The sequence below is a fragment of the Rheinheimera tilapiae genome (assembly GCF_042432165.1).
GTDB classification, from domain to species: domain Bacteria; phylum Pseudomonadota; class Gammaproteobacteria; order Enterobacterales; family Alteromonadaceae; genus Pararheinheimera; species Pararheinheimera tilapiae.
Genome location: NZ_JBHLXP010000001.1, coordinates 1,356,449 through 1,376,171, shown reverse-complemented (window position 1 = coordinate 1,376,171; position 19,723 = coordinate 1,356,449). Strand labels below are relative to the sequence as shown.

Here is a 19,723-nt window from a genome sequence, read left to right as displayed (position 1 = left end):
GCTTACACTCCCCATTTTTTGTATGTGCTGACGGTCTGCTGCTGTCTGGCAATCAGGTCATCCAGTGACTTCAGAGGCTGCAGCTGTGGAACCGGATTATTTGGCATGATGTTGGCCGGATTAAGCAGGCCCGGCGCTGCCAGAGTGGATTTTTCACCTTTGCCGTTGACGCCAAAGTAATCCCGGTTCGCGGCCTGCTCTTCAGCTTGTTTCTGCTGGGCATAACCTTGGATCATCTGGCCACCGAGGTTTACGCCGCTGGTGATGAGTGCTGCTTTGCTGGCATCACCCAAGCCAGCAAGCAATCCGGTTTTCGCCACCTCTGTTGTGCTCTGGCCGATCAATGATTGTGCTGTGGTGTCCAAGCCAAGTTTGGCGCCCACCTTCATACTCTCCAAGCCGGGCGTGGTTAAAGAGGTTGTCGTTGATGTCAGACCCGGTGTAGTTGCTTGGACTGCTGAGTTGGCTGCCGCGGCTGTTGTGGCAGCTGCATTACTTGCAATTGCGCTTTGCGCTGCGGCCTGACCACCGGCAAAAGTTGTTGCCTGAGTTGCACCAGCGGCTGTAAATCCGTTGCTGAGTGCAGAGAATGCGCCACTGACGTTACCAGACATAAGCGCACTACCGGCCCCCTGCAAACCTCCCCAGGCAGAGCCAATACCAGCCGATGCCGTGCCGCCTCCGATCATTGATGTGATTGCCGCTCCACCAAAGTATGCAAGCGCAGCGACGGCCACGACTTTAAACACCTTCGACTTCACGACTTTTTTCACCACATTGGTGACAGATTTGAATGCCTTTTTCACGCCTTTAACCAGACCGCTCATGTGGCCTCCGGAAATGTTGTTGAATAGATACCGCCGACCAACTTCAAGCCATGCGCCTCATAGAGCTGGCCGGTGCGGCCTTCGATGTCCAGACCGGTACTGAGGCCGAGCTGGATGTGAGAAATGCTGTGTTCCTGGCACCAGCGGATAAACCGGCGCAGAAGCCAAACTGCTTGGTCCCGATGTTCTGGCGCGACACAAAACGCCAGATCCGTTGCATAGTGAGTTTTGGAAAACCAGAACTGGTCCTGCATCGCAATAAAAAAGCCGACAACATTGCCGGCCTTCTCCGCAACAAAGACTGCGTGCTTTCGATGGTGCAGTGCCTGCCGGATGGTTTTGGCAGCAAGGTCCGGATCCATTTCGCAGTTCAGGCTTTTAGCCTGTGCAATCACCTGTTTGCCAATCGCCAGCATCGCAGGGATGTCCGCATGTGTGCCAAATCGAATCATGGTTTTGTTGTCATTGGTGGGTTGGTCGGATTGCTGGTGCCGGTTGGTGGCGCCGTGGTTGAACCGGTGCCGGTGACCAGGTACAGCGTTTCAAGAGATTTGCGGTGCGCATCCAGCTGCTGCTGCAGGTAGGCAGCTCCGGCCGCTTTTTGCTCTGCAGTCATATTTGGATCCGCCCACACTGAACCCACTTGCTGTAGATAATTGTTGTAAGCGGTCGATACGGCATTGCGGTACTCAGCCTGCTTGCCCGCTTCCAGTTGCGCCATGAACGTCTTATCAGCTTGGTCATACTGAACCCGCGTCAACTCCAGCTGCTGCAGATACTGCTTATCCATGGTCTGATTCGACATATCCTGCAGCATTTTATCCCGCTCGGTTTGGAGCTGTGCGCCACGTTCCTGCTGATACGCACTGCTTTGCACCTGCGCGTTCAGTTCCTGCATCCGCTGCTGGCCTTGAGCGTCGAGCTGACCAAGCTGCTGCTTGTATTGCAGCTGCTGCAGTTCAGCTTGCATCTGGCGATTTGCGGCACTTTCAGCGGCACTAGCCGCGATCTGAGTGTTCTGCAGATTGGTCTGGTACTGACCCTGCTTGTCCGCCATAGCAGCATCGTGCGTTCGACCCAGATTGTTTTCGCCGGATTGCCAGCCCTGTTGCCAGCCTAATTGCTGTGCCTGGTTGTAGGTGTTGGCATCCTGAGTTGCGATCGGCATGGCCTTATCGACCATCGTAGACAGGGCTACTTCGCTGCCAATGCTCGATGACTGCAGGCCACGGCTGGCTGCATATTGATCTGCCTCTGCCTTGGCCTTGCGCATGATGGCGCTGCTTGGATCCAGCAAACCGGCAACGCGATTTTCAACCAGAGAATCTGCGCCCGGCTTGTAGTTAAAGCTGGTGTTGCCCTGCACGCCGGTGTAACCGTCCTTGGTAAATGTGCCTTGCACTGTTGCAGCAGTGGGCACTGTCATCGTCGGCGCATTTTTAATGGCTTCACCAGCGACAGGCTTGTATTCAAAACTTGGCATCTGCACTGGCTGGCTGGCGCCTTGTTGCTGCACTGCAGCTTTTAGCAGGCCCGTAGACTGTGCTGTTGTAGGTGCAGCGGTTGTCATTTGTGCGCCCGTTTCGTCAGGCTTTGGTTGTTGCGGTGTATTAGCCGGCACCTGCTGCCCAAGCGTTTGTAGAAGGCCGCGCCCAGTGCCGGACATCGGCTTATCCGGATTTTCATCACCAGGCAGCACCGAAGCCGATGCGCCCTGCGAGTATTCTGGTGCAGTGTTTGAAGGCTTCGCCTGAACTGTCTGCCCAGATTGCGCCGGCGCGGGGAAGATCCGCTTGTTACCCGCCTTTTCCGGCGGCAAATAGGCAATATCAACCGCGGCTTTCACCGGGCTGGTGGTTGTTGTTTGCATGGTTTTTACCTCAGCGAAAAGGCTGAAAAATTGAGCGGGCGGACCTGTGTGCAGTATGGATAAATATTACGCTTAATTAGTTGAAGATCAACCTGGTGGATTAGCAAGACTTTTCAATAACACTTAAGCCATAACGTATAACGCAACTCCGGTTTGCTTTTATATCCCGATAATCGAATTAAATTGCCCAACACTTACAATTCCAAATACCAAAAAATTAAACTGCGGGCTAATATCCACTCCAGCGTTATCGAAACGCACAGCAACTGATGATGCTGTTCTTGCTATTTCTCGTGTTGTTACTTTTAGCGATGTAATAGGTAGCACTGTAACAGAAAAGTCGTCAACACCGGCTGATGTTACACCAATGCTTAGATTAAAGCTGTTGGCCACTTTATTTGTGCTTTTCCCGTACGAGCGGAATGTTCGATCTGAATATACTACCACTGTGCGATAATCGCCATCGCCGAGATCCTGCTTGGTGGTCATCACAACATATAAATCATCGCGCCTCGCGTCGTATGCAATTTGTTTTACAATATCTTCCAAAACGATTGAGTATGCAGCATTGTCACTTCGGCATGCTCTGCCGTTTCTATTCTTTGAAATATTCCCGCGAGAAACAAGATCAAAATTCTGCGCGCCGGCACCAGATGAACCGATGTATAACATCCTCGGCGATGATGCAACATCTGCATAGTCGGACTCGGCAATCATTAAGTTGTCAGTTAGCACCAGCTTAGCGCCAATCTCATTTGAGCGGTCAGTCGTTGGCGCAATCAGCCTGACTATTACGCCCGTGCAATTTGGTGCAACATCAAATTGATTTTCTTTTATGTAGGAATTTTTTGATAGCAATCTGTTGTTTTGGGCAATGTTTACCGCATCACTTGCGCCATTAAGGTATATTGTGTTTTGCACCATCTCAAATCGCTCAATTAGCGTATTATCGGTAGCAGTTACAAAATCTGAGCCTTTTAAAGTGACGGCCCCGCTATTTCTGTTAATTGATATTTTCCCGCCAATAGATCCATCAATTGAGAAAAACCCCTGAAAAAGCTTAGTACATGCGTCAAACTCGTTACCGCACACCGATATTCTTGCGCTTGATATTTTAAACTGATTTGAAAACGTACCAAAATTGGTTAGCGACAGGAACCCACCCTTGATTTTGTTGCCGCTAAAATCAATTCTGCTGAACGGGTCTGTAATTAGCGCTCCGCCTGTTGCGCAGTAACACTGAAAAACATCTGTAGGGGTTTCGATAAGTGAGCCATCTATCTCATTGTTTGTGACAATTAGCACACCACCTTGATTGATTGACTGCTCGTGCGTTATGTAGAAAGGAGATATTGCATCAGATGAAAATGCAACATCATTTCCCGTAAATATGACGTTATAATTCCCAACCAGACCATCTCCAATCCACCCAGTTTCGCTTGGAACAACCTGCAGTGCTCTTTGTATATTCCTAGCTGAGTTTCCAGTTATGGTTACATTGCCACCACCTTGTACCTCAGAAATGCTATGAGCACCATCAATAACATTGCCAGTGAACAGGGTTTTTCCCTGAACGTCCTCATTCCGAGCCGTCACTTTTAGGCACGTAAACACAGACCTGAATGTGTTTCCGGTGATTACTACATTTCTTGCGCCTGTGTTATTAGATGTTATTTGGCTGCTTTCTATAAACGTGTTGCCTGAGATTACGCCATCAAAACTTAGCAGCTCAGCTGGAAGCGGCGGAAGAAATGCCCCTCTTGCATAACGAATTGTTGCATCTCCGATACCTTTAAAGTAATTGTTTACAGCTTTCCATCCGGTGCAATTCCTAAAGTGCAGCGCAGACTTTGCCGCCTCAAACTCTGTGGAAGTGCCAAAAAATGACACAGACTCACAAACAGCGCCCTCGCAGGCGTCAAAGATAATTGCGTAATCTGCTGACGTTGATTTTCTATAGAAGATGCCACCCAATACTTTTACATTGTCTGCCGTAATTGCCTGACCAGCCTCAAATTGATTGAGAAAGCTACCGTAAAGCTCTGGATATGGATATCTCCCGTCGATGAGCAACGTTTGCCCATCAGTGATAGATCTATTGATGTTTCTAAGAGCCTTCCCAACGCTCACTCCATCGTCGCTAGGCGGCAAAAACCAGCTAAATCGCAACTCCCCGGCACTGTATATTCTTTCAAAGCATCCAGAACCAACGCCAGACCAATCTAGGAACGCTTCTACTGATGATGGGGTGCCATCAAATGAAGCTAGTGAACCGGAAGCTATAACAGTTCCGACAGTATGATCAGACCAAGCTCTACTAGGGTTCCATATAAACTGACCGCCGCCAATGAACGAGCCAGCGTAAAACCCGATCACGTTGTAAATCGTGTCAGTGTTTGGGTCAGTCGGTAGCGCCTTCAGATTCTTTACGTGCGAGCGCCTAAGCGCATCCACTTGGTCCTGCAAGTCCTCCGTATCGGCAGACGCTATCTGATTGGTGGCGTGGTATGCCTGCACCTTGTCAAAATCAACCTTTGACCTGCCAATCAGAAGCCCCTCACCTGACTGGCCACGATACTGTTTAGCCCACAAGCCAGAAGCTCCAGCCGCAACTTTAACCACTTCATCAACTTTGGCTACGTGGTCGATCTGATCTACTGGATCTAATGGTGATACCGAAATAGCGATAGGCGCTTGACCTATGTTTTGCAGCATTAGCGGCTGACCGATAGAGATTCCAAGAGCGCCGTATACGTCAACCCACTCTTTTGTGCTTAACGATACCCAGTTAGACATGAGTCTGTGTCCGTTTATTTTGCGTGAAATAGCAAAGGGCACCTACAGGCTGAGCCTGAGTTGTCGTGTTGATCATCTTATTTTTACCTGAGCTGAGTGCTGAAAATTGGAACGGGATTGAATGGGCAGAACTACTGGCAGTATGGGTAAATATTACGCCTAATTAGTTGAAGATCAACCTGGTGGCGTTGTGTCGGTTTTAGAAGCCTGCGTTGGCAGGCTTTTTTTGGGGTGTTTTCAAAAAAAGTAAATGGTGATTATGGCCTCCACTCCATCACTTCCATTCGCGCAATCCTGACAATTGCGCTCCCGCCAGATCCGCAGCCTACCCGCAGTCGCATGTTATAGGCGGTTATGGTTGGATCTCTCACAAGCATTGGTTCAGACCTAAATGTAATTCTGTGAGCCTGAGCACCGCTGAAGTTACTAAACGCACGAGAGCCTTGATTCCAATAGCTGATGTTTTTAGTTCCTGTGGCAACAAGAGCAAATTGTAATGTATTCAACAAATTTGCCTCTTCAATTGTCATGTCAAGCTCAAAAACGACATATCTGTTAGACCAACCTCCAGTTACGGCAGGCAGGAAGGCGTTTTGCGAAAACTCGTGATAGTCATTGGCCGTGGTGGACCCAGCGATGGTCAGTCTAAGCTGGTTTTGAGATATCCCACTTACAGTACTGATGGCCATCGTTTGCGTGCCGGCATTCCTGACCGCAGAGCATCCGGCAGGCACAACACCGGTTACCCCGTTAGATCCAGAACCAGTGCCGCCAGAGCCAAGGTATAACGGGTTTGCGTTCAGACTGCCAGCCCCAGTTGCCTCGCTATAGGCCACGAAACCACGACGAGGGTAGTCGTTCTTGGCTATGTTAAGGGCAAGCCTTAACTGATCCGCAAGAGCGTTTTTCGCCAACCATGCACCATAAGGCATTAAGTGCAAATTGTCGGTATGATACGCTGAAGATTTCAATGCCCCGGTTGTAGTTGCCGGGTCAGCTAGGTAGCTGTAAGCATCCCAGTAAACCAAGTTGCCGCTGGACTTCCTGCATTTTTCTTGCAGCAAATCGGAGTAAAAAAGCAGTGCGGATTGGATGCCGGCAGAAACATCTGTCCGCGGGAAAGTCCCACCGACGAACACCACCTTGCAGTGCTCTGCTAACTGATCAACCAACAAAGATACCTTTTCGTAAAGATCTATGGCTGCCGCAGTATTTGCTGGCTGATCGTTCGTGCCAATCAGTAAAACTATAGCGTCGATTTGTCCCTCGTAGTTGACCATCTGCATGTATCTGGATGCAACGCCATCAGCGGTGTCGCCTGAAATCCCCCACGTTTTGACAGAGCACGCGAAGCCAATGTCATCTTTTAGAAACTCAGAGTATAAATTCCCACCGCCAGTTAAAACGGATGGGAAAGCTGCAAACGATGAAATAGTATCTTGCACAGCGTTGGGGTTCTGCCTTGCTTTAACGATCTTAACGCAAAGATTGTTGACACCACCGCCAGATGGAATAACGAAAAAACCACCGGTTGATACATCAATCCATTCGCCGAAACCTTCAGCGTTATAGTTCCATGATAGGTTGCCAAGTCCGTCCGTTTTCAGGACTCCGCTGAAAGAAGGGCTTGACGCCGAACCTATCAGCTCTTGCTGCGATATCCAGCCAGCGTATGCTCCTCCATTCAAGTTGGTGAGAACCGTTGCATTTAAATAAGCGCCAGTGCCAGGCGGCAGTATTGGGTTGGTTCCAGAACCAGTCAGGCTGTCACCAATTAGGCAGACCTTGGTAGGCCTTACGGTCGCATTAGTCATGCCATACGTTAATGCCGCGACATCCTTAACCACCACATTAAGCTGATTGATCGCTGCGGAAACATCGCTTTCTCTGTATCTGTTGTTTCCCAGATTCTTAAGTCTGAGAATAGCTTCTTTCATATTGATCATAATGGCAGCTCCTAAGGTGTCGTGAAAATCGTATGGCGCAGCGCATCACGGACGCGATACCGGTGCCAGTATTTTGGGTTTGGGGTTTGTGAGCAGGTGGCGATGAGTTCGGTGCAGATGAGCTTATGGGGCTCCAGATCAACCTCAGTCTCATTGCCAACCGCCATGCGGAAGATTTGCTGCTCGTCGTAGTCGCAGCCTTTCAGGCTTCGTGCGTGCGCGATACAGTCATCCGGATGCACAGCAGTCGGATAAAGACCGCGCTTAATCCAGCCATAGCGCAGCAAGAATTCCTCAATTGAAGTTTCTACTACGCCATGCCCGCCACGCGCCTCGATGACATGACTGCCAAGGTCAAAAGCCACATGGCTGTACCACACGCGGTCAGCGGCCATAATGGCCAGCGAGATAGGCTTTAATGAGCCGGCGTAAATCACCGGCACGTACTGCTGGATGATTCGGCTCTGGCTCATGCTGGGGTGCTCACGAAGAAAGTGATTGGTGACAGCGACACTTCGAAAGGCGCGTTGATTTCTTTCAGGGACTGATTGATGCGATCGGGCAGCAGCTTCCAGTCGCCGGACGGTAACCGGCCCTGCATAACCACATGGCCTGCCGTGATTTCAGTCCGGAAATACCGGTCATTACCAAACGGCTTGCCTCCCGCGTGCGGAACAACCGGGGCTGCAATTTCATGCGACGTACTGAATGGCGTGACAAACAGATTGCCTTGGCCGTCCTTATCCATCAGATCAGCTTCAATGCGGATCAGGTCATTCTCATGAATGAAAAAAGCCGGCGAAAATGGCCGGCTCTGTCCGTTGATACTTACCGCCTGGTTGGCGTAAGTGAAAGACGGTGGACGTACCTGAGGCGCTGGCAGCTGCCCTGGTGGAACGACAATACCAATCATAAAGTCTCCTGCGCTTGAAGTGATGGGGATGTTCCTGTGCGAACAGCGCAGACAGTTCTGGTCGCAATCGGGACGTACTTCAGTGCCGTAGCAGCAAAGTCGTACTTCGAAAATGGAGTGAGCAATGCAATGTCGCCGCCTGCGCTAAAGAGTGTTCTGGTATCTGCTGGCAATACCAGATAGGCCTGAGTCAATGGCACAGATTGTTCTCTGCGATGGAATAGCGCTTGGTCGACTGGTCCCATTTCTGAATAGGAGTAGACGTCTGCATTGATCCGCGGTGCGCGAACCGGCAGAGTTGTGAGCAACCCCTGATGCAGCTTGCCAAAATATGAAGCCGCACCGGCGGAGCCAACGACTTCTGTATTTGCAGTCAGCTCAACTTCAGCAAGCTGTCCTGATGCCGCAGCGGTTAAGCATGTCGCGAAAACTGACGTTTCATGCGGCATGTACTCAGCTAAATCAATACGCAGGATCATCAGGCGGGACTGATTTGCTTCATCGTCAGACTTTGCGGTACAGACAACCTTCTGCGATGGCGTGATCACATGGCTCATTGACTGATTACTGCTTGAGCCCGGCCACACAAAGTTTGCTCGGTCTGTAACACGGAAACCTGCATCAGACCGGTAGTTGGTCGGCGCGCTGTTGCCGTCCCAAGTGAAAGCGATGACCTGCGATAATGTCGCTGGGCCAAATCCAATGCCGATGGTGTAGTTATTGCCATCTACGACGATGGTTGCGATGTTCAGTGAGGATGGTGTCTGGAATGCCGAGTCCAGTGAGTAAATTGCCGCCGTGGTGTAAGCAGCATTGAATTTCACCAGCTTGATCGCAGTAGAGCTCACACACAACCAGCGACCAGACCCAATGTGCCGGACTGACCAAGATGAGCCAAAGCAGCCATCCGCCAGAAGGTTGCTGGGTAGCGCCTGCGTTGCAATGGTATCTGCCCGATACAGCATGGCAGTCCCTGCGTTGATCACCCGGCCCCAGACGTTTGTGCCATTCGCCTGGTCGAATTGTGTTTCACCAGTTCCAGCGGTGCCGATGGTGGCGTAGTTGGTAAGCGTGCCGGCCTGTAGGTCAAGCGCATAGATGCGGTTACTGCTATCCGTTAGCGACACATATCGGTCACCCTGTGCCAGATAAATGCGCTTCTGCACCCACTGAGCGCCACCGCTAAGGCTGTGCACGATGGCGCCTGACGCGCCGGTTACCGCGTGACTGGTGGTGTTGTATGCCAGGCTGAAGTATGCAAGGTGAATGTAGTTGCCAGTAGATGGCTCCGTGGCTTGGATATAGACACGGAAAGTGTTAGCTGAAACCTCACGCACGCCGACCAGGTTATTTCCGGTTGCCGCCAAGCTCATATCGGTTGTGTAGCTGTACTTTGTTTCAGTAATGATTTGCGTAAATGTGCTGTTCACCACGACTAGGCGAATCGTGCCGCCACTGGAACTGGACTCGCGGTAAAAACGACCAATCAACCAATTCCCGGTACTGAGCTGGACCACAAAACCTGAAGCGTGACTGTCACCACCGCCAACACTGGCCCGCTCTGGGATGGGGATGTGGTTCAATTGGCCGAATTCATTTGTAAATGCATTGGCAGATATCAGGGCGTTACCCGCAGATTTCTGTTGCTTCACAGTGCCGAACGCATCGATATAGAGCTTGTCACCTTTAGCTACCGCAAACGGCACCTGATAGTACGCACGCCCCTTCCCGCCCTGCGCCAACAATGCGCCCAGAGTTAAGTCGTTAATCGGCGTTGCACCATTCATGGCCGTGAGCCGTGATTGGATCTGCGCATCGAGCAGCGAAGTATCGCAACCAAGGCCACTGGACTGAGTTTGCAGCTGCAGCAGTTCATTAAGTGCAGTCGCGCCGGTGATGGCGTTGATCCGCGCCTGAACCTGCGTTTTTAAATTGGGATTCATCATGCTTTGTTACCTGCCAGTGCGATTGCTTCCAGATAGTTGATGCGGTCATTCAGAGTGGTGTTGAGGGTGTTTACCTGAGCTTCGAGCGCAATCACCCGGGCTGCACCGGCAAAGTGCCGGTAAGTACTGGCAATGATGTCCCAAATAATCAGATCACCTGCCTTGATGGCTGCGGTTGCACCGGTGCCATTGCTACTGGCCTGCCACATGCTCGAGCCGCCTGAGCCTGGTGGAGCCGGAAAAGCCCCAGTTCCTGCATTCCAGAGGCTGGCAAAAAATGCTGAACCAGCGACGGTGACGGCTGCACCTTGAGCCAGCTCTGCAGATGCTGCAGCTGAAAGTTCTGATTGCCGGGCATTAGCCTCACTGATAGCCGCCTTGTTCTTGCTATCGAGCGCTGATGCCGCATTACTGGCCGTATCAGTGACGTTCTGATGAAAAACCGTCATCGAATACACATCAATGTCGCCGGCAGGATTGAACCAAACAATGGCATCAGCGAGCGTCTTGTTTGGGATGTAAGCATTGCCGGTAAATGATGGCGGAAGGTTGATCACTCGCTTATCCAGATACTCTTCGATGCCTCTGAAACTGACCGCAATACCATCAAACTTAAAATTAACTTGGTCAGCCCGAGCCGTAGTTCCGGACTCAAGAGGGTTTGTGTGTTCCCACAGATTAAGCATGCTGTTATCTCCGAAGACCCAGCGGGCTGTAGTGATACAAAAATGAATTCAGGATGTGTGGCGGTGCGGATTTAGAGCGGCAGTTCACAACCAGGCACATATTGCGCGCCACGCCGTCGATGTAGATATCCGCAGTGAACGTGCTGGCTGATGACCAGCTGAAGTTATCCCACGCTGCCGCATCCCAGTAGCCGCCACCGCCAGTGGCTGTGATGAACTGAGTCCGGTCGGCTGGTGTATCTGGCGATGAATAATCAAAGTCAGGCGTCACAGACAAAGGCGTACTGCTTGGCGTGTCGACTTCCATCACAACTTTTCGCCAGCGCTTTTTCGCGTCTGGACTGCCTACGTGATTGAATGCCGGCCGCATCGTGGATTGATACTCGGCGCCGTCATAGCTGAAGCCACGCTCGGCTTGATACAGATAACCGTCATCGCCGCCGAAAAATACAACTTCGCGGCCTGAGTCATCTTCAGAGCTGAATGCGGTGCGGATCACATGGCCGAAACTGAAGGTACTGAACCCTGCAACTTCGGCCCCGAAAAACGTCACCACAATGCCAGTGCTGTCATCAAAGCACAGCCGGTATTGGTTCTTCGACTTGATCACAAAACTGGCTGTAATGCGTCCTGCGTAGCGCTTTAACAGCGGCTCAATCTTCTGGCTGATGGTTGCCATATCGAAGTTGCCGAACTGCTGCACGCGATTGAGGCGCGTCATGCCTCGGTCATCCAGATACACGCTGTCATTGATGCTCTGAATACTGTTTGGAATGGCTCCAGTGCTACTGCTGAGAGTAGTCAGGTTAAAATCGGCTTTGGTTTTGCCGTAGAGCACGTAAGTCCGGTTGCGACAGAACACCGCGCAGCTGTTATCCGGCTGCACTGCAAGACCGGTAATTTCGTCAGCTACGGCAATTTCACCGCCACCGTCAACAGCACTCCATTTTGTTGGGTCACCAACGCCGCTGAATACCAATGAGCCTTTGCGATACCCCAGCAGCAATACCTGACTTGGCAGCACTTCCACGTATGTGGGCGCGTCAGGCGTAATAGGCCCAGTGAGCTGCGTAAATGTCGTGCCGTTAAACCGGAACGCCTTATTCACCCCGTCCACGCCAATGATTTCTTTGGTGCCGGCCGAGCCGGTGAAGTTGGTAAGCACTGCCTGGTAACGCCCGTTCGGCAGCAGTGTTGGCGTGCTAACCGGTTGCCAGCCACCAGCACTTGAGCGCCACAAATTAGCCGCGGTGCCATCAGCGTTGTTTCGAAACGCATAGGTCACGCCGTTAAATACAAAGCAGCCCAATACGCGACCGGATCCGGGTACCGGCAGAATGAGGCTTCGCAATACCTCTTGCTGCGATGCAATCGCCAAGGCTTCACTTTCATCATCAGCAAACGGATAGCCAGGCAAACTGGCTGCAATCACCGACGATGGTGCGGTTTTACCGTCAAAGCGCTCGAAGCCAAGGCAGCGTTGATAGCGGCCCAGCGTATTCACTTCGTAGTTATTGAGCTGAGTGCATTCGCCCGGATCTAACTCCAGCACGGATGCAGCCAGATTCAGGCCACCTTTTAAAATGACCTGACCAACTCTGGTGTTACTGGCCATCAGCCACCCCAGCCAGGGATAGTCAGGTTCGGCAGCTGCTTGTTGCTCAGATTGGACAGGTGCCGCTCATAGGCCGCAGTTGAATCCCGCAGCAAAAAATCATCCTGTTCATGCCGCGCATAATTCATCAGCGCCAGCTGCACGATTACTTCTTCATGCTCGGCCGGGATAGGTGAAGCCGAAGTATTCACACTGAGGCGAGTAGCCGATTTGTAGTACCGGATATCAAACGCCACAGCCTGTGTCGGCTTGTGGTTAAACAGAATGGTTCCGTCCGGAGTCTCAGTAAACGCTGTTGGTGTCCCTTCCGGCGCCCCGCCGTTTTTCAGATGCCAGTCATCCAGATATTCAAAGTCCAGTTTATCCAGCGGTTGCCGGTCCACATAGACTTTGCTCAGCATCGCAAAAGGCTGCATCCCCAGCTCACCCGGCAGGTATTCAACCTTGCCGACAACCAGCGAGCCGGATGCCTTGCCGCGCATAAAATTCCAGTCCTTACGGCTGGTCACAATGTCGTATTCAGCCTGCTGCACCCATGTCACCAGCTTGAGCAAAATGCCTTGCTGGTTCACCACGGATGCAATATCGCCGGAAATACCGGAGTCCTGCCGGACTCGCTGGCACAGTTCGAGGAAGTTCATGCGCGGTACCGGGGGTTATTCAGGCTTAATCAAACGAACCAGCTGGAATGGATAGCGCAGAGATTCGCGTGAGCTGGTGCGCTGCTGGCCGGTTTGAGGGTCTTTGTCGCTGAAGTATTTGGTTTGGCGCATGTTGTTCAGAATGTCATACACACCGTATGGCACTTCCAGTTCTACGCCTGTTTTCAACTGATAGAACGTGCCGTTACAGCCGGCTTCAATATGAGTATCTGGTGGAGTCTCGCCGCCGTCATTTGATGGCAAATCGGCAATCACAATCACTGCGCGGATTTTTGTGTAATCATCGACCTGCACTGGCGCTTCTTTTGGGGTGCTGGCACTTACTGCTGTTTTCGTTGGTTCGTCAGTAGCACCTTCGATGCCCTGAGCTGACTCTTCTTCGCGGATAGCGGCGATCATATCGTCACGCTGCATTGCGTCCTTATCCAAGGTGATGCCCAGTTCTTCCTGTGCATACTTCGCCAGATCACCTTTGGTGGTCGAAGTTGTGATTTTTAAAGCCATGTCTTTCTCCAGTTCAAAAATAAAAGCCCGGCACTTGGCCGGGCTCGGATTTGCTCAATCAGGGATTAAGCTGGGGTTTTTGGAGCAGCTACTTCGTAACGCACCATCCACAGGTCGTTCAGGATTGCGCAGGTGTAGTAGGTTTTCCACGACACTGAACCTTGCTGGCCCAGCTCATCACCAAATGTCGGTGTACCAGGGTTGCGCAGCATTGGTTTGATCGCGCCACCGGCTTCTTTGCTGCCTTTCAGAGCAATGTGACCGAATGCGTTTTGGCCAAGGAAGATCACCGGGTAAACGTCAGCAGCAGTGCCACCAGTAGAGATACATTCGGCAGCGCCCGCGCCCTTCGCACCACCCGCATTCACCCAGCTGTTGAACAGCGGAGAAGCGATGAAGCGGACATCTTCAACCGAGCCAACTTCTTCATCACACAGCAACTTGCGCTGACCGTATTCAGCCACAGGCACAAAGCCTGGGATGCTGCGAACAGATGCAATGATGTCGGTGTGGCAGATCGCAACGTAAGCCGCTTCAACCGGCGTGGTATTGATCAGCGTAGAGCCAGAAAGGATCGAGGTGATTTTCTTGGCGCGAGCCGACATCAGCGTCCGGACAGCTTGACGGATGTGTGAAAGCGTCAGAAACGTGTTGACCGCAGCACGAGCGCCGCCGTTTGCCCACAGGACATTAGATCCAGCAATCAAGGTGCCGTAAGCCACTTTCTCGATAGTTTCTGCAGCCTGCTCACCCATCATTTTCGACAAATCAGCGCCAACTGGATCTTCGTGCAGGTCGGCAACGATATCCGTGATTGGTGCCCATGAGCCGTATTGTTGCAAAGTGATGTTGAAGCGGGTGTAACGGAAGTCGACGCCGTTCGGGCGCACGCCCTCAGTCATCGCGGTGGTTGCCAGTGGCAGCACGTTCGGACGTTTGAAGCGGATCACTTGTGATGCGTTCTTCGGCATCGGTTTGTGATCGCCCAGTTTGTTCAGGACCAGGATTGGAGCGGCGTGCTCCAGCATTTTGGATTCGGCATAAACGCCGTTAGCGACACCTAAGTCGCCATAATTGTTAGCCATGTGGACTCCTAAGATTTGTTAGCGTTGAGCCGCATAAACAGCTCGACTGGATCAAGGCTTTCAGGGTCCACGGCAGCGCGACCGGCACCTTTGCGCGGGATCTCGGCGTGGTCTGAAAGTGGCTTGGATTGGCGCGGTTTCGGTGCTGGCTGAGCTGCACCGGTGGCGCCTTTGTAGAGGTTCAGCAGGACAATGTTGTCGTCTGCAGATGTGCTGCCGTACATGGCCTGCACTGAGCGTGGCTGTGTGGCTACCCAATTCTCAAAAGCCGGGTTAGAGGCAATCTGGGCATAATCCGGATGTGCCTGGCTAAGCCGGGTAAGTTCGTTTTGAATAGCAGCCTGCTCTTGTTGCTGGCGCCGTTCGGCTTCCATCTGCTGCAGTGGTGTCAGGCGTTGTTCAAACTCCTGCCGCTGCGCTTCCAACAATGTCTGCATGGCGACAGCAACGTCAGGCCACTCTTCGTGCAACTGCTGCATGGATTTCCCTGCAATGTCGCTGGCAGTGGGCACTGCATCGCTGTCGCCCTTTGCGCCTTTCTGCTTTTCGATTTCAGCCAGTTGTTTGCGGGCCGCTTCCAATTCCCTTTGAGTTGGAGCTAGGCGACCTGTAACCGCGTGGTACTGAGATTCGTATTGCTCGGCGCGTTGCTTGGCAGTTAGGTACTCGTTGCGCAGCTGTTCAGGGACTTCAGCCCAAGGATCATCTTCTGCCTGGCCATGGCCGTTGATGTCTTGTGAATGCTGTTCCTCTGGCCCAGCTGGCGTGGCACCGCCGCCTTGATCCAATCCGCTATCAGAGATCTCAGGCTTGGAGTCTTTCGAGTCGTCGCCGTTGTTCATCTTCCAGAACAGATTGACCGCTTCGTCATCGCTGACGATCGGGGTATTGCTATCGCTCATGGGTTTTCCCTTGGTTGAGTGCGACCTAAATCGCAGTCATAAAAAAACCCACGACGATGCGTGGGTTTGTTGGGCAGTCAGTGGTTACTGAGTGCCGGATTCTGTTTTGGCTTTTTGCGCCTTGTATTCGGAAAGTAGTTCATCAAGCATTTGGATCCGGCCTCGCAGCAATGCGGTATCAATCGGATCCATGTTGTGAACTAACTGCTCTAGCAAGCTGGCGCGAGTCTCTTCGATGGTTTTGAAAATGCGGCCTGCAACATGATTATCGATGTGCGTCATGCAACACCATCAAGGCCAAAGTTAGCTGTGAGGCCGGCTTGTTTTTTGATTTGCACTTCAGCCATGAACTGCTGCCAGTTGGCTGCGTGATCTGTCTGCACTTTCTTCAGCTCGGTCATCAGTTTTTCAGTGTTGTGTTTATCTTCTTGAGCCAGTTTTGCCAATTCAATGCGCTCTTGCGAGGATGCCAGTTGTAGCTTCAGCCCGGCCTCGAACTGCATTTCCTGCTGGCGTTGCTGCGCTTTAAATTGCTCAATCTGGGTTTCATGCTGGAACTTGACTTGCTGCTGTTGCACGCGCAGCTGTTCGACAGCCATTGCAGGGTCTTGCGGCTGGCTCTGCGCCTGTTCTTCAGCCCGTTTCAGGTAGTCTTTCCACTCATCATCAGAAGGCACGACATTAGCGGGCAGGCTCTGCGTGCGGGCCCACTGGCGAAGGATTTCCAGCGATTTGATTTTCAGTGCAGGGGCAAATATCTCTGAGTTGCCTGCCATATTGATGAAGTTGGCAATGGCTTGTGACTGCGTTTCTTTAACCAGCAATGCACTGGTGCCGCGCGCATCCACTTGGAAATCGCCTTTGATATCAGGCTTCGTCGAGTTTTCCATGTTGTAGTGGTAGAAGTCTTTAATCAGCGGTGATGTGATGTCGTCATCAAATGACTTCACCTGACGCCGGCGCACTGTGTTGGCGGCATTCATCAACATGGACATGCCCCCAAGCGTTTGCGTGCTCTGGCCTTGCTCACCTTGACCCAACATTGGAATACCAACCACTTCATCGAACAGCACGCGGGCCGTTTGATAAATGGCTGAAAGATCGTTCAGGTTTGATTTGAATTCGAATGAGCTGAATACCTGGCGAATATCCTGATACTGCTTTTTCATCTTCCAGACTTTGAACGGCTTCAGCGCCCAGCTGCCGTCTGCGGGTTCCATTGCTTCTGGATTTATGCCGATTTGCGGGCCTGCAGTGATGGCGCCATTGTCCAAAATCATGCGCCAAACAGAGTTGATGATCGCCTGCTCATCTTTTGCCATGCGCGGAATGCCGATTCCGAAAATACAGCTGTCGTCTTTTTCCCAATTGAACACGCGGTATGGCAGGTAGTTCTCATACTCCATCAGGTGAGTTCTGGCGCCAAGCACGATGCCACCGCAATAGAACACCGTGGCAATAACTTCCGTTTGGCTATTGTCGCCCTCAGATGGCTCTACAGCGCCCAGCTGCTCCAGCACCTGATAAGAGATAGGTCCGTGGTATTCCCACGTTTCATAACGGGTATCGTTCAGTGTGTCAGACAAGCCCGCCAATTGACGCACATCATCCTGATACGTGCTGGTATGTTGCGTTTGGTTGGCGTTCATCGCCAGTACGCGCTGGATCTGCTCTTTTGGAAAGCCTTTGCGGCGAGTTAAATCACGCAACTGCTGCCGGCTCATGTAGCGGCGTTCAAATACAAATTCCGCTTCATCAATGCTGCTGGCCGACATATCCGGGAAGAAGTCCCAAGGCCGCACCACTTCAACCGCTGGCTGGAATGACTCTTTCATTTCCAGCGTAAATTCACCCGGTGCGGTTTCTAAATAAACCTTGTCGAGTTTACCGACCACCACCGGGCCTTTGAGGATGCCGGTACCTATCACGCACGAATCATGAATAGCCTGGCGCGCCTTCGAGTTGTAAGAGCATTCGACCAGCTGATCGTTAATCTCTTCTTCCATCGCTTGGCACCGCTCGTCGAGCAGCTCCTGCTTACGCTTGGCCACCATGCCTTTGGTGATCACATTGCCTTGCTCGTCGGCGTACTGTTCGCCGTCTACTATTTCAGGTTCGTCGTTTTTCAGAAGCTTCGAAATCTCTGGTACCGGCGTTGGCCGGATGCCCCAGTTTTTGTCGTCATTCGGAAACAGCAAATCAACCAGCTGTGCTTCACCAGCGTTTGTTTTCGCTCTGGTCAGCTTCACATTGGTATTGGCGCGGCCAGCGTTTTCTCGGTCCTCAGATTCCTTTTTGGGATAGACACCGTGATACGCCTGCAAATCTTCAACCATGCGATGATCAATGGTTGCGCGCTCGAAAATGGTGTCAGACAGCTTGCGCTCTAAATCCTGCGCCAACACATCCAGCTTGCTCTCTGGGTTGTATTCGTGGCCATAGACTTTCGGGCCCGGCTTCATTACCTGCTTATCTGACATTTAGTAACCCGTTTTCCTGTCGCGTCCGGAGGTTTGATTCATTTGCATCAGCTCGTCGTGCTTATCGCGCCATGCGTAATCAACCATGCCTTGTGCGCCTTGGGCCAAGTACTGGCAGGCGTCATGCGGATGGCTGTAACTGTTTTTGTCTGCTGTGTCGGTGTATCGCTCACCGCTGGAGTTGATCCGGCGAAATTGGTACCCGCCGTTAAAGCCTTTGCGCAGCACCTTGCATTCAGGGCTGAGTTCAAAAGCAGGCTGACCGTCGATGTCGTTGGTCAGGAAGTAATTCACCGCCTCCCAGCGCCGCTCTGGTGAGTTGCTGGCTGTCGGGTAAGCGTTGAGTTTGTATTCATCAACCAGAATGCCGATGGGGCTGTTCTCGTCGTTGCCGCTCTTGGCAATGCCTGCGGGATCGCCAAACGCCTGAATGCGTGACAATGGAAACCGGGCATATCTGGTTTTCAGTGCCGGCATCACCATTTCATCCATGAACTTGCGGATGCCCATGCCGGTAGCAATGAGTTCTTCAATCACGCGCAGCTTGCCGTTTGGCATCAGTTGACCGACGATGCAAGCCGGCGTGCGTCCAAAGTCAAAGCCCAGCATCAGGGTTTGATGCCTTGGTATTGGAGCTAATGGATGCTTGGCAATGTGCCTGATGTCATTCCAGGTGCCGCCGTAAATCGGCTTGCCGGTACTGACGTTGCCATAAAGATTCCCGAGGTTGACTCGGATCCAGTCGTCCTTCTTACCCTGCACCTGCCGGATGTAATAACCCTCGGGCAAGTTGTTCAGGTTTTCTGCATTCGGGTTTGGTTGCCATACCGATTTGCGGTTGTGGCCGGTGCCGATCACAGTCTCAATCACACCACCAGGCTGACGCAGGAATAGCCAGCCCTCGGGCTTCACATCCTCTGCCAGCTCGTAATACCAGTGGTCAGTGTCAGGGGCGTTGGTGTCCCCTATCATGCCGTGCCAGCTGCAGTTGTCCGGGTAACGACCATGCCGGCCATCACACATATCGACAACTGCTTTGCTTAGCTCTTTGACTTCATTAAGCCAAAAGCCTGTAACTTGCAGACCGCGCAGCTTGCGCACTGAATCGGGCCGGTCCAGTGCCAGAAATACGACTTCAGCAACGACTCGGGTGCCATCTTCTAAATCAAAGTCGAGGCTGTGTGTGGGCGGAAAGTCCATATTGAACTTGCCCAGCTTTACTTCTTCGTTGTCGTAGAGTTCGCGCCAGTCCTTGATGGTGGTCCCTTTCAGGTCCGGATAGGTGTTTCGCACTGCTATCCAGCGGGACTTTCGCACGCCTGATTTGTTTGGCGCCTGCTCGCAGATTTGGTCAAATACGCGCTGGCAGCTTTCGATCGTTTTGCCGGAGCCGATCGGCCCCATGATGAAACTTACACGGGCGCGAGATTGCCTGTACTGAGCAAGTGTTTCACCTTGCGCAGAGCTAACGAACTCATAGGTGGTCTGCAC

At 52.1% G+C, this 19,723-nt stretch carries 17 protein-coding genes; all 17 read right to left on the bottom strand.

What is annotated here, in order from left to right:
- Positions 1-2 precede the first annotated feature (2 nt).
- A complete protein-coding gene (locus ACFFJP_RS05870) occupies positions 3-827 on the bottom strand; it encodes a hypothetical protein (RefSeq protein ID WP_377241402.1) in 825 nt (274 codons plus the stop codon).
- A complete protein-coding gene (locus tag ACFFJP_RS05865) occupies positions 824-1,279 on the bottom strand; it encodes a GNAT family N-acetyltransferase (RefSeq protein WP_377241399.1) in 456 nt (151 codons plus the stop codon). The genes ACFFJP_RS05870 and ACFFJP_RS05865 overlap by 4 nt, the downstream gene beginning before the upstream one ends.
- Entirely contained in the window at positions 1,276-2,697 is a 1,422-nt protein-coding gene (locus tag ACFFJP_RS05860; RefSeq protein ID WP_377241397.1) for a hypothetical protein, read from the bottom strand. The genes ACFFJP_RS05865 and ACFFJP_RS05860 overlap by 4 nt, the downstream gene beginning before the upstream one ends.
- A gap of 159 nt (positions 2,698-2,856) precedes the next feature.
- Positions 2,857-5,493, bottom strand: a complete 2,637-nt coding sequence (locus ACFFJP_RS05855) for a hypothetical protein (RefSeq protein WP_377241395.1) — start codon at positions 5,491-5,493, stop codon at positions 2,857-2,859.
- Between the two features lie 257 nt (positions 5,494-5,750).
- The gene (locus ACFFJP_RS05850) at positions 5,751-7,439 is read right to left on the bottom strand and encodes an SGNH/GDSL hydrolase family protein (RefSeq protein ID WP_377241393.1); all 1,689 of its coding nucleotides are present in this window, start codon (positions 7,437-7,439) and stop codon (positions 5,751-5,753) included.
- An 11-nt stretch (positions 7,440-7,450) separates the two neighbouring features.
- The gene (locus ACFFJP_RS05845; RefSeq protein ID WP_377241391.1) at positions 7,451-7,912 is read right to left on the bottom strand and encodes a hypothetical protein; all 462 of its coding nucleotides are present in this window, start codon (positions 7,910-7,912) and stop codon (positions 7,451-7,453) included.
- Positions 7,909-8,352: a hypothetical protein gene (locus ACFFJP_RS05840; RefSeq protein ID WP_377241389.1), complete on the bottom strand. Its 444-nt coding sequence runs from the start codon at positions 8,350-8,352 to the stop codon at positions 7,909-7,911. The genes ACFFJP_RS05845 and ACFFJP_RS05840 overlap by 4 nt, the downstream gene beginning before the upstream one ends.
- Positions 8,349-10,298: a hypothetical protein gene (locus tag ACFFJP_RS05835; RefSeq protein WP_377241387.1), complete on the bottom strand. Its 1,950-nt coding sequence runs from the start codon at positions 10,296-10,298 to the stop codon at positions 8,349-8,351. Before ACFFJP_RS05835 ends, ACFFJP_RS05840 begins: the two co-directional genes overlap by 4 nt.
- Positions 10,295-10,984, bottom strand: a complete 690-nt coding sequence (locus ACFFJP_RS05830; protein WP_377241385.1) for a hypothetical protein — start codon at positions 10,982-10,984, stop codon at positions 10,295-10,297. The genes ACFFJP_RS05835 and ACFFJP_RS05830 overlap by 4 nt, the downstream gene beginning before the upstream one ends.
- A gap of 4 nt (positions 10,985-10,988) precedes the next feature.
- A complete protein-coding gene (locus ACFFJP_RS05825; protein WP_377241383.1) occupies positions 10,989-12,599 on the bottom strand; it encodes a hypothetical protein in 1,611 nt (536 codons plus the stop codon).
- Complete coding sequence (locus tag ACFFJP_RS05820; protein ID WP_377241381.1) at positions 12,599-13,240, bottom strand: phage adaptor protein; 642 nt, start codon at positions 13,238-13,240, stop codon at positions 12,599-12,601. The genes ACFFJP_RS05825 and ACFFJP_RS05820 overlap by 1 nt, the downstream gene beginning before the upstream one ends.
- A gap of 15 nt (positions 13,241-13,255) precedes the next feature.
- A complete protein-coding gene (locus tag ACFFJP_RS05815; RefSeq protein ID WP_377241379.1) occupies positions 13,256-13,765 on the bottom strand; it encodes a hypothetical protein in 510 nt (169 codons plus the stop codon).
- A 65-nt stretch (positions 13,766-13,830) separates the two neighbouring features.
- Positions 13,831-14,850: a N4-gp56 family major capsid protein gene (locus ACFFJP_RS05810; protein WP_377241377.1), complete on the bottom strand. Its 1,020-nt coding sequence runs from the start codon at positions 14,848-14,850 to the stop codon at positions 13,831-13,833.
- Positions 14,851-14,858: 8 nt separating this feature from the next.
- Entirely contained in the window at positions 14,859-15,752 is an 894-nt protein-coding gene (locus ACFFJP_RS05805) for a hypothetical protein (RefSeq protein ID WP_377241375.1), read from the bottom strand.
- Between the two features lie 84 nt (positions 15,753-15,836).
- A complete protein-coding gene (locus ACFFJP_RS05800; RefSeq protein WP_377241373.1) occupies positions 15,837-16,034 on the bottom strand; it encodes a hypothetical protein in 198 nt (65 codons plus the stop codon).
- Entirely contained in the window at positions 16,031-18,232 is a 2,202-nt protein-coding gene (locus ACFFJP_RS05795; RefSeq protein ID WP_377241371.1) for a portal protein, read from the bottom strand. The genes ACFFJP_RS05800 and ACFFJP_RS05795 overlap by 4 nt, the downstream gene beginning before the upstream one ends.
- Positions 18,233-19,723 carry a hypothetical protein gene (locus tag ACFFJP_RS05790; RefSeq protein ID WP_377241369.1) on the bottom strand — a complete coding sequence of 497 codons (1,491 nt, stop codon included), beginning with the start codon at positions 19,721-19,723 and terminating at the stop codon, positions 18,233-18,235.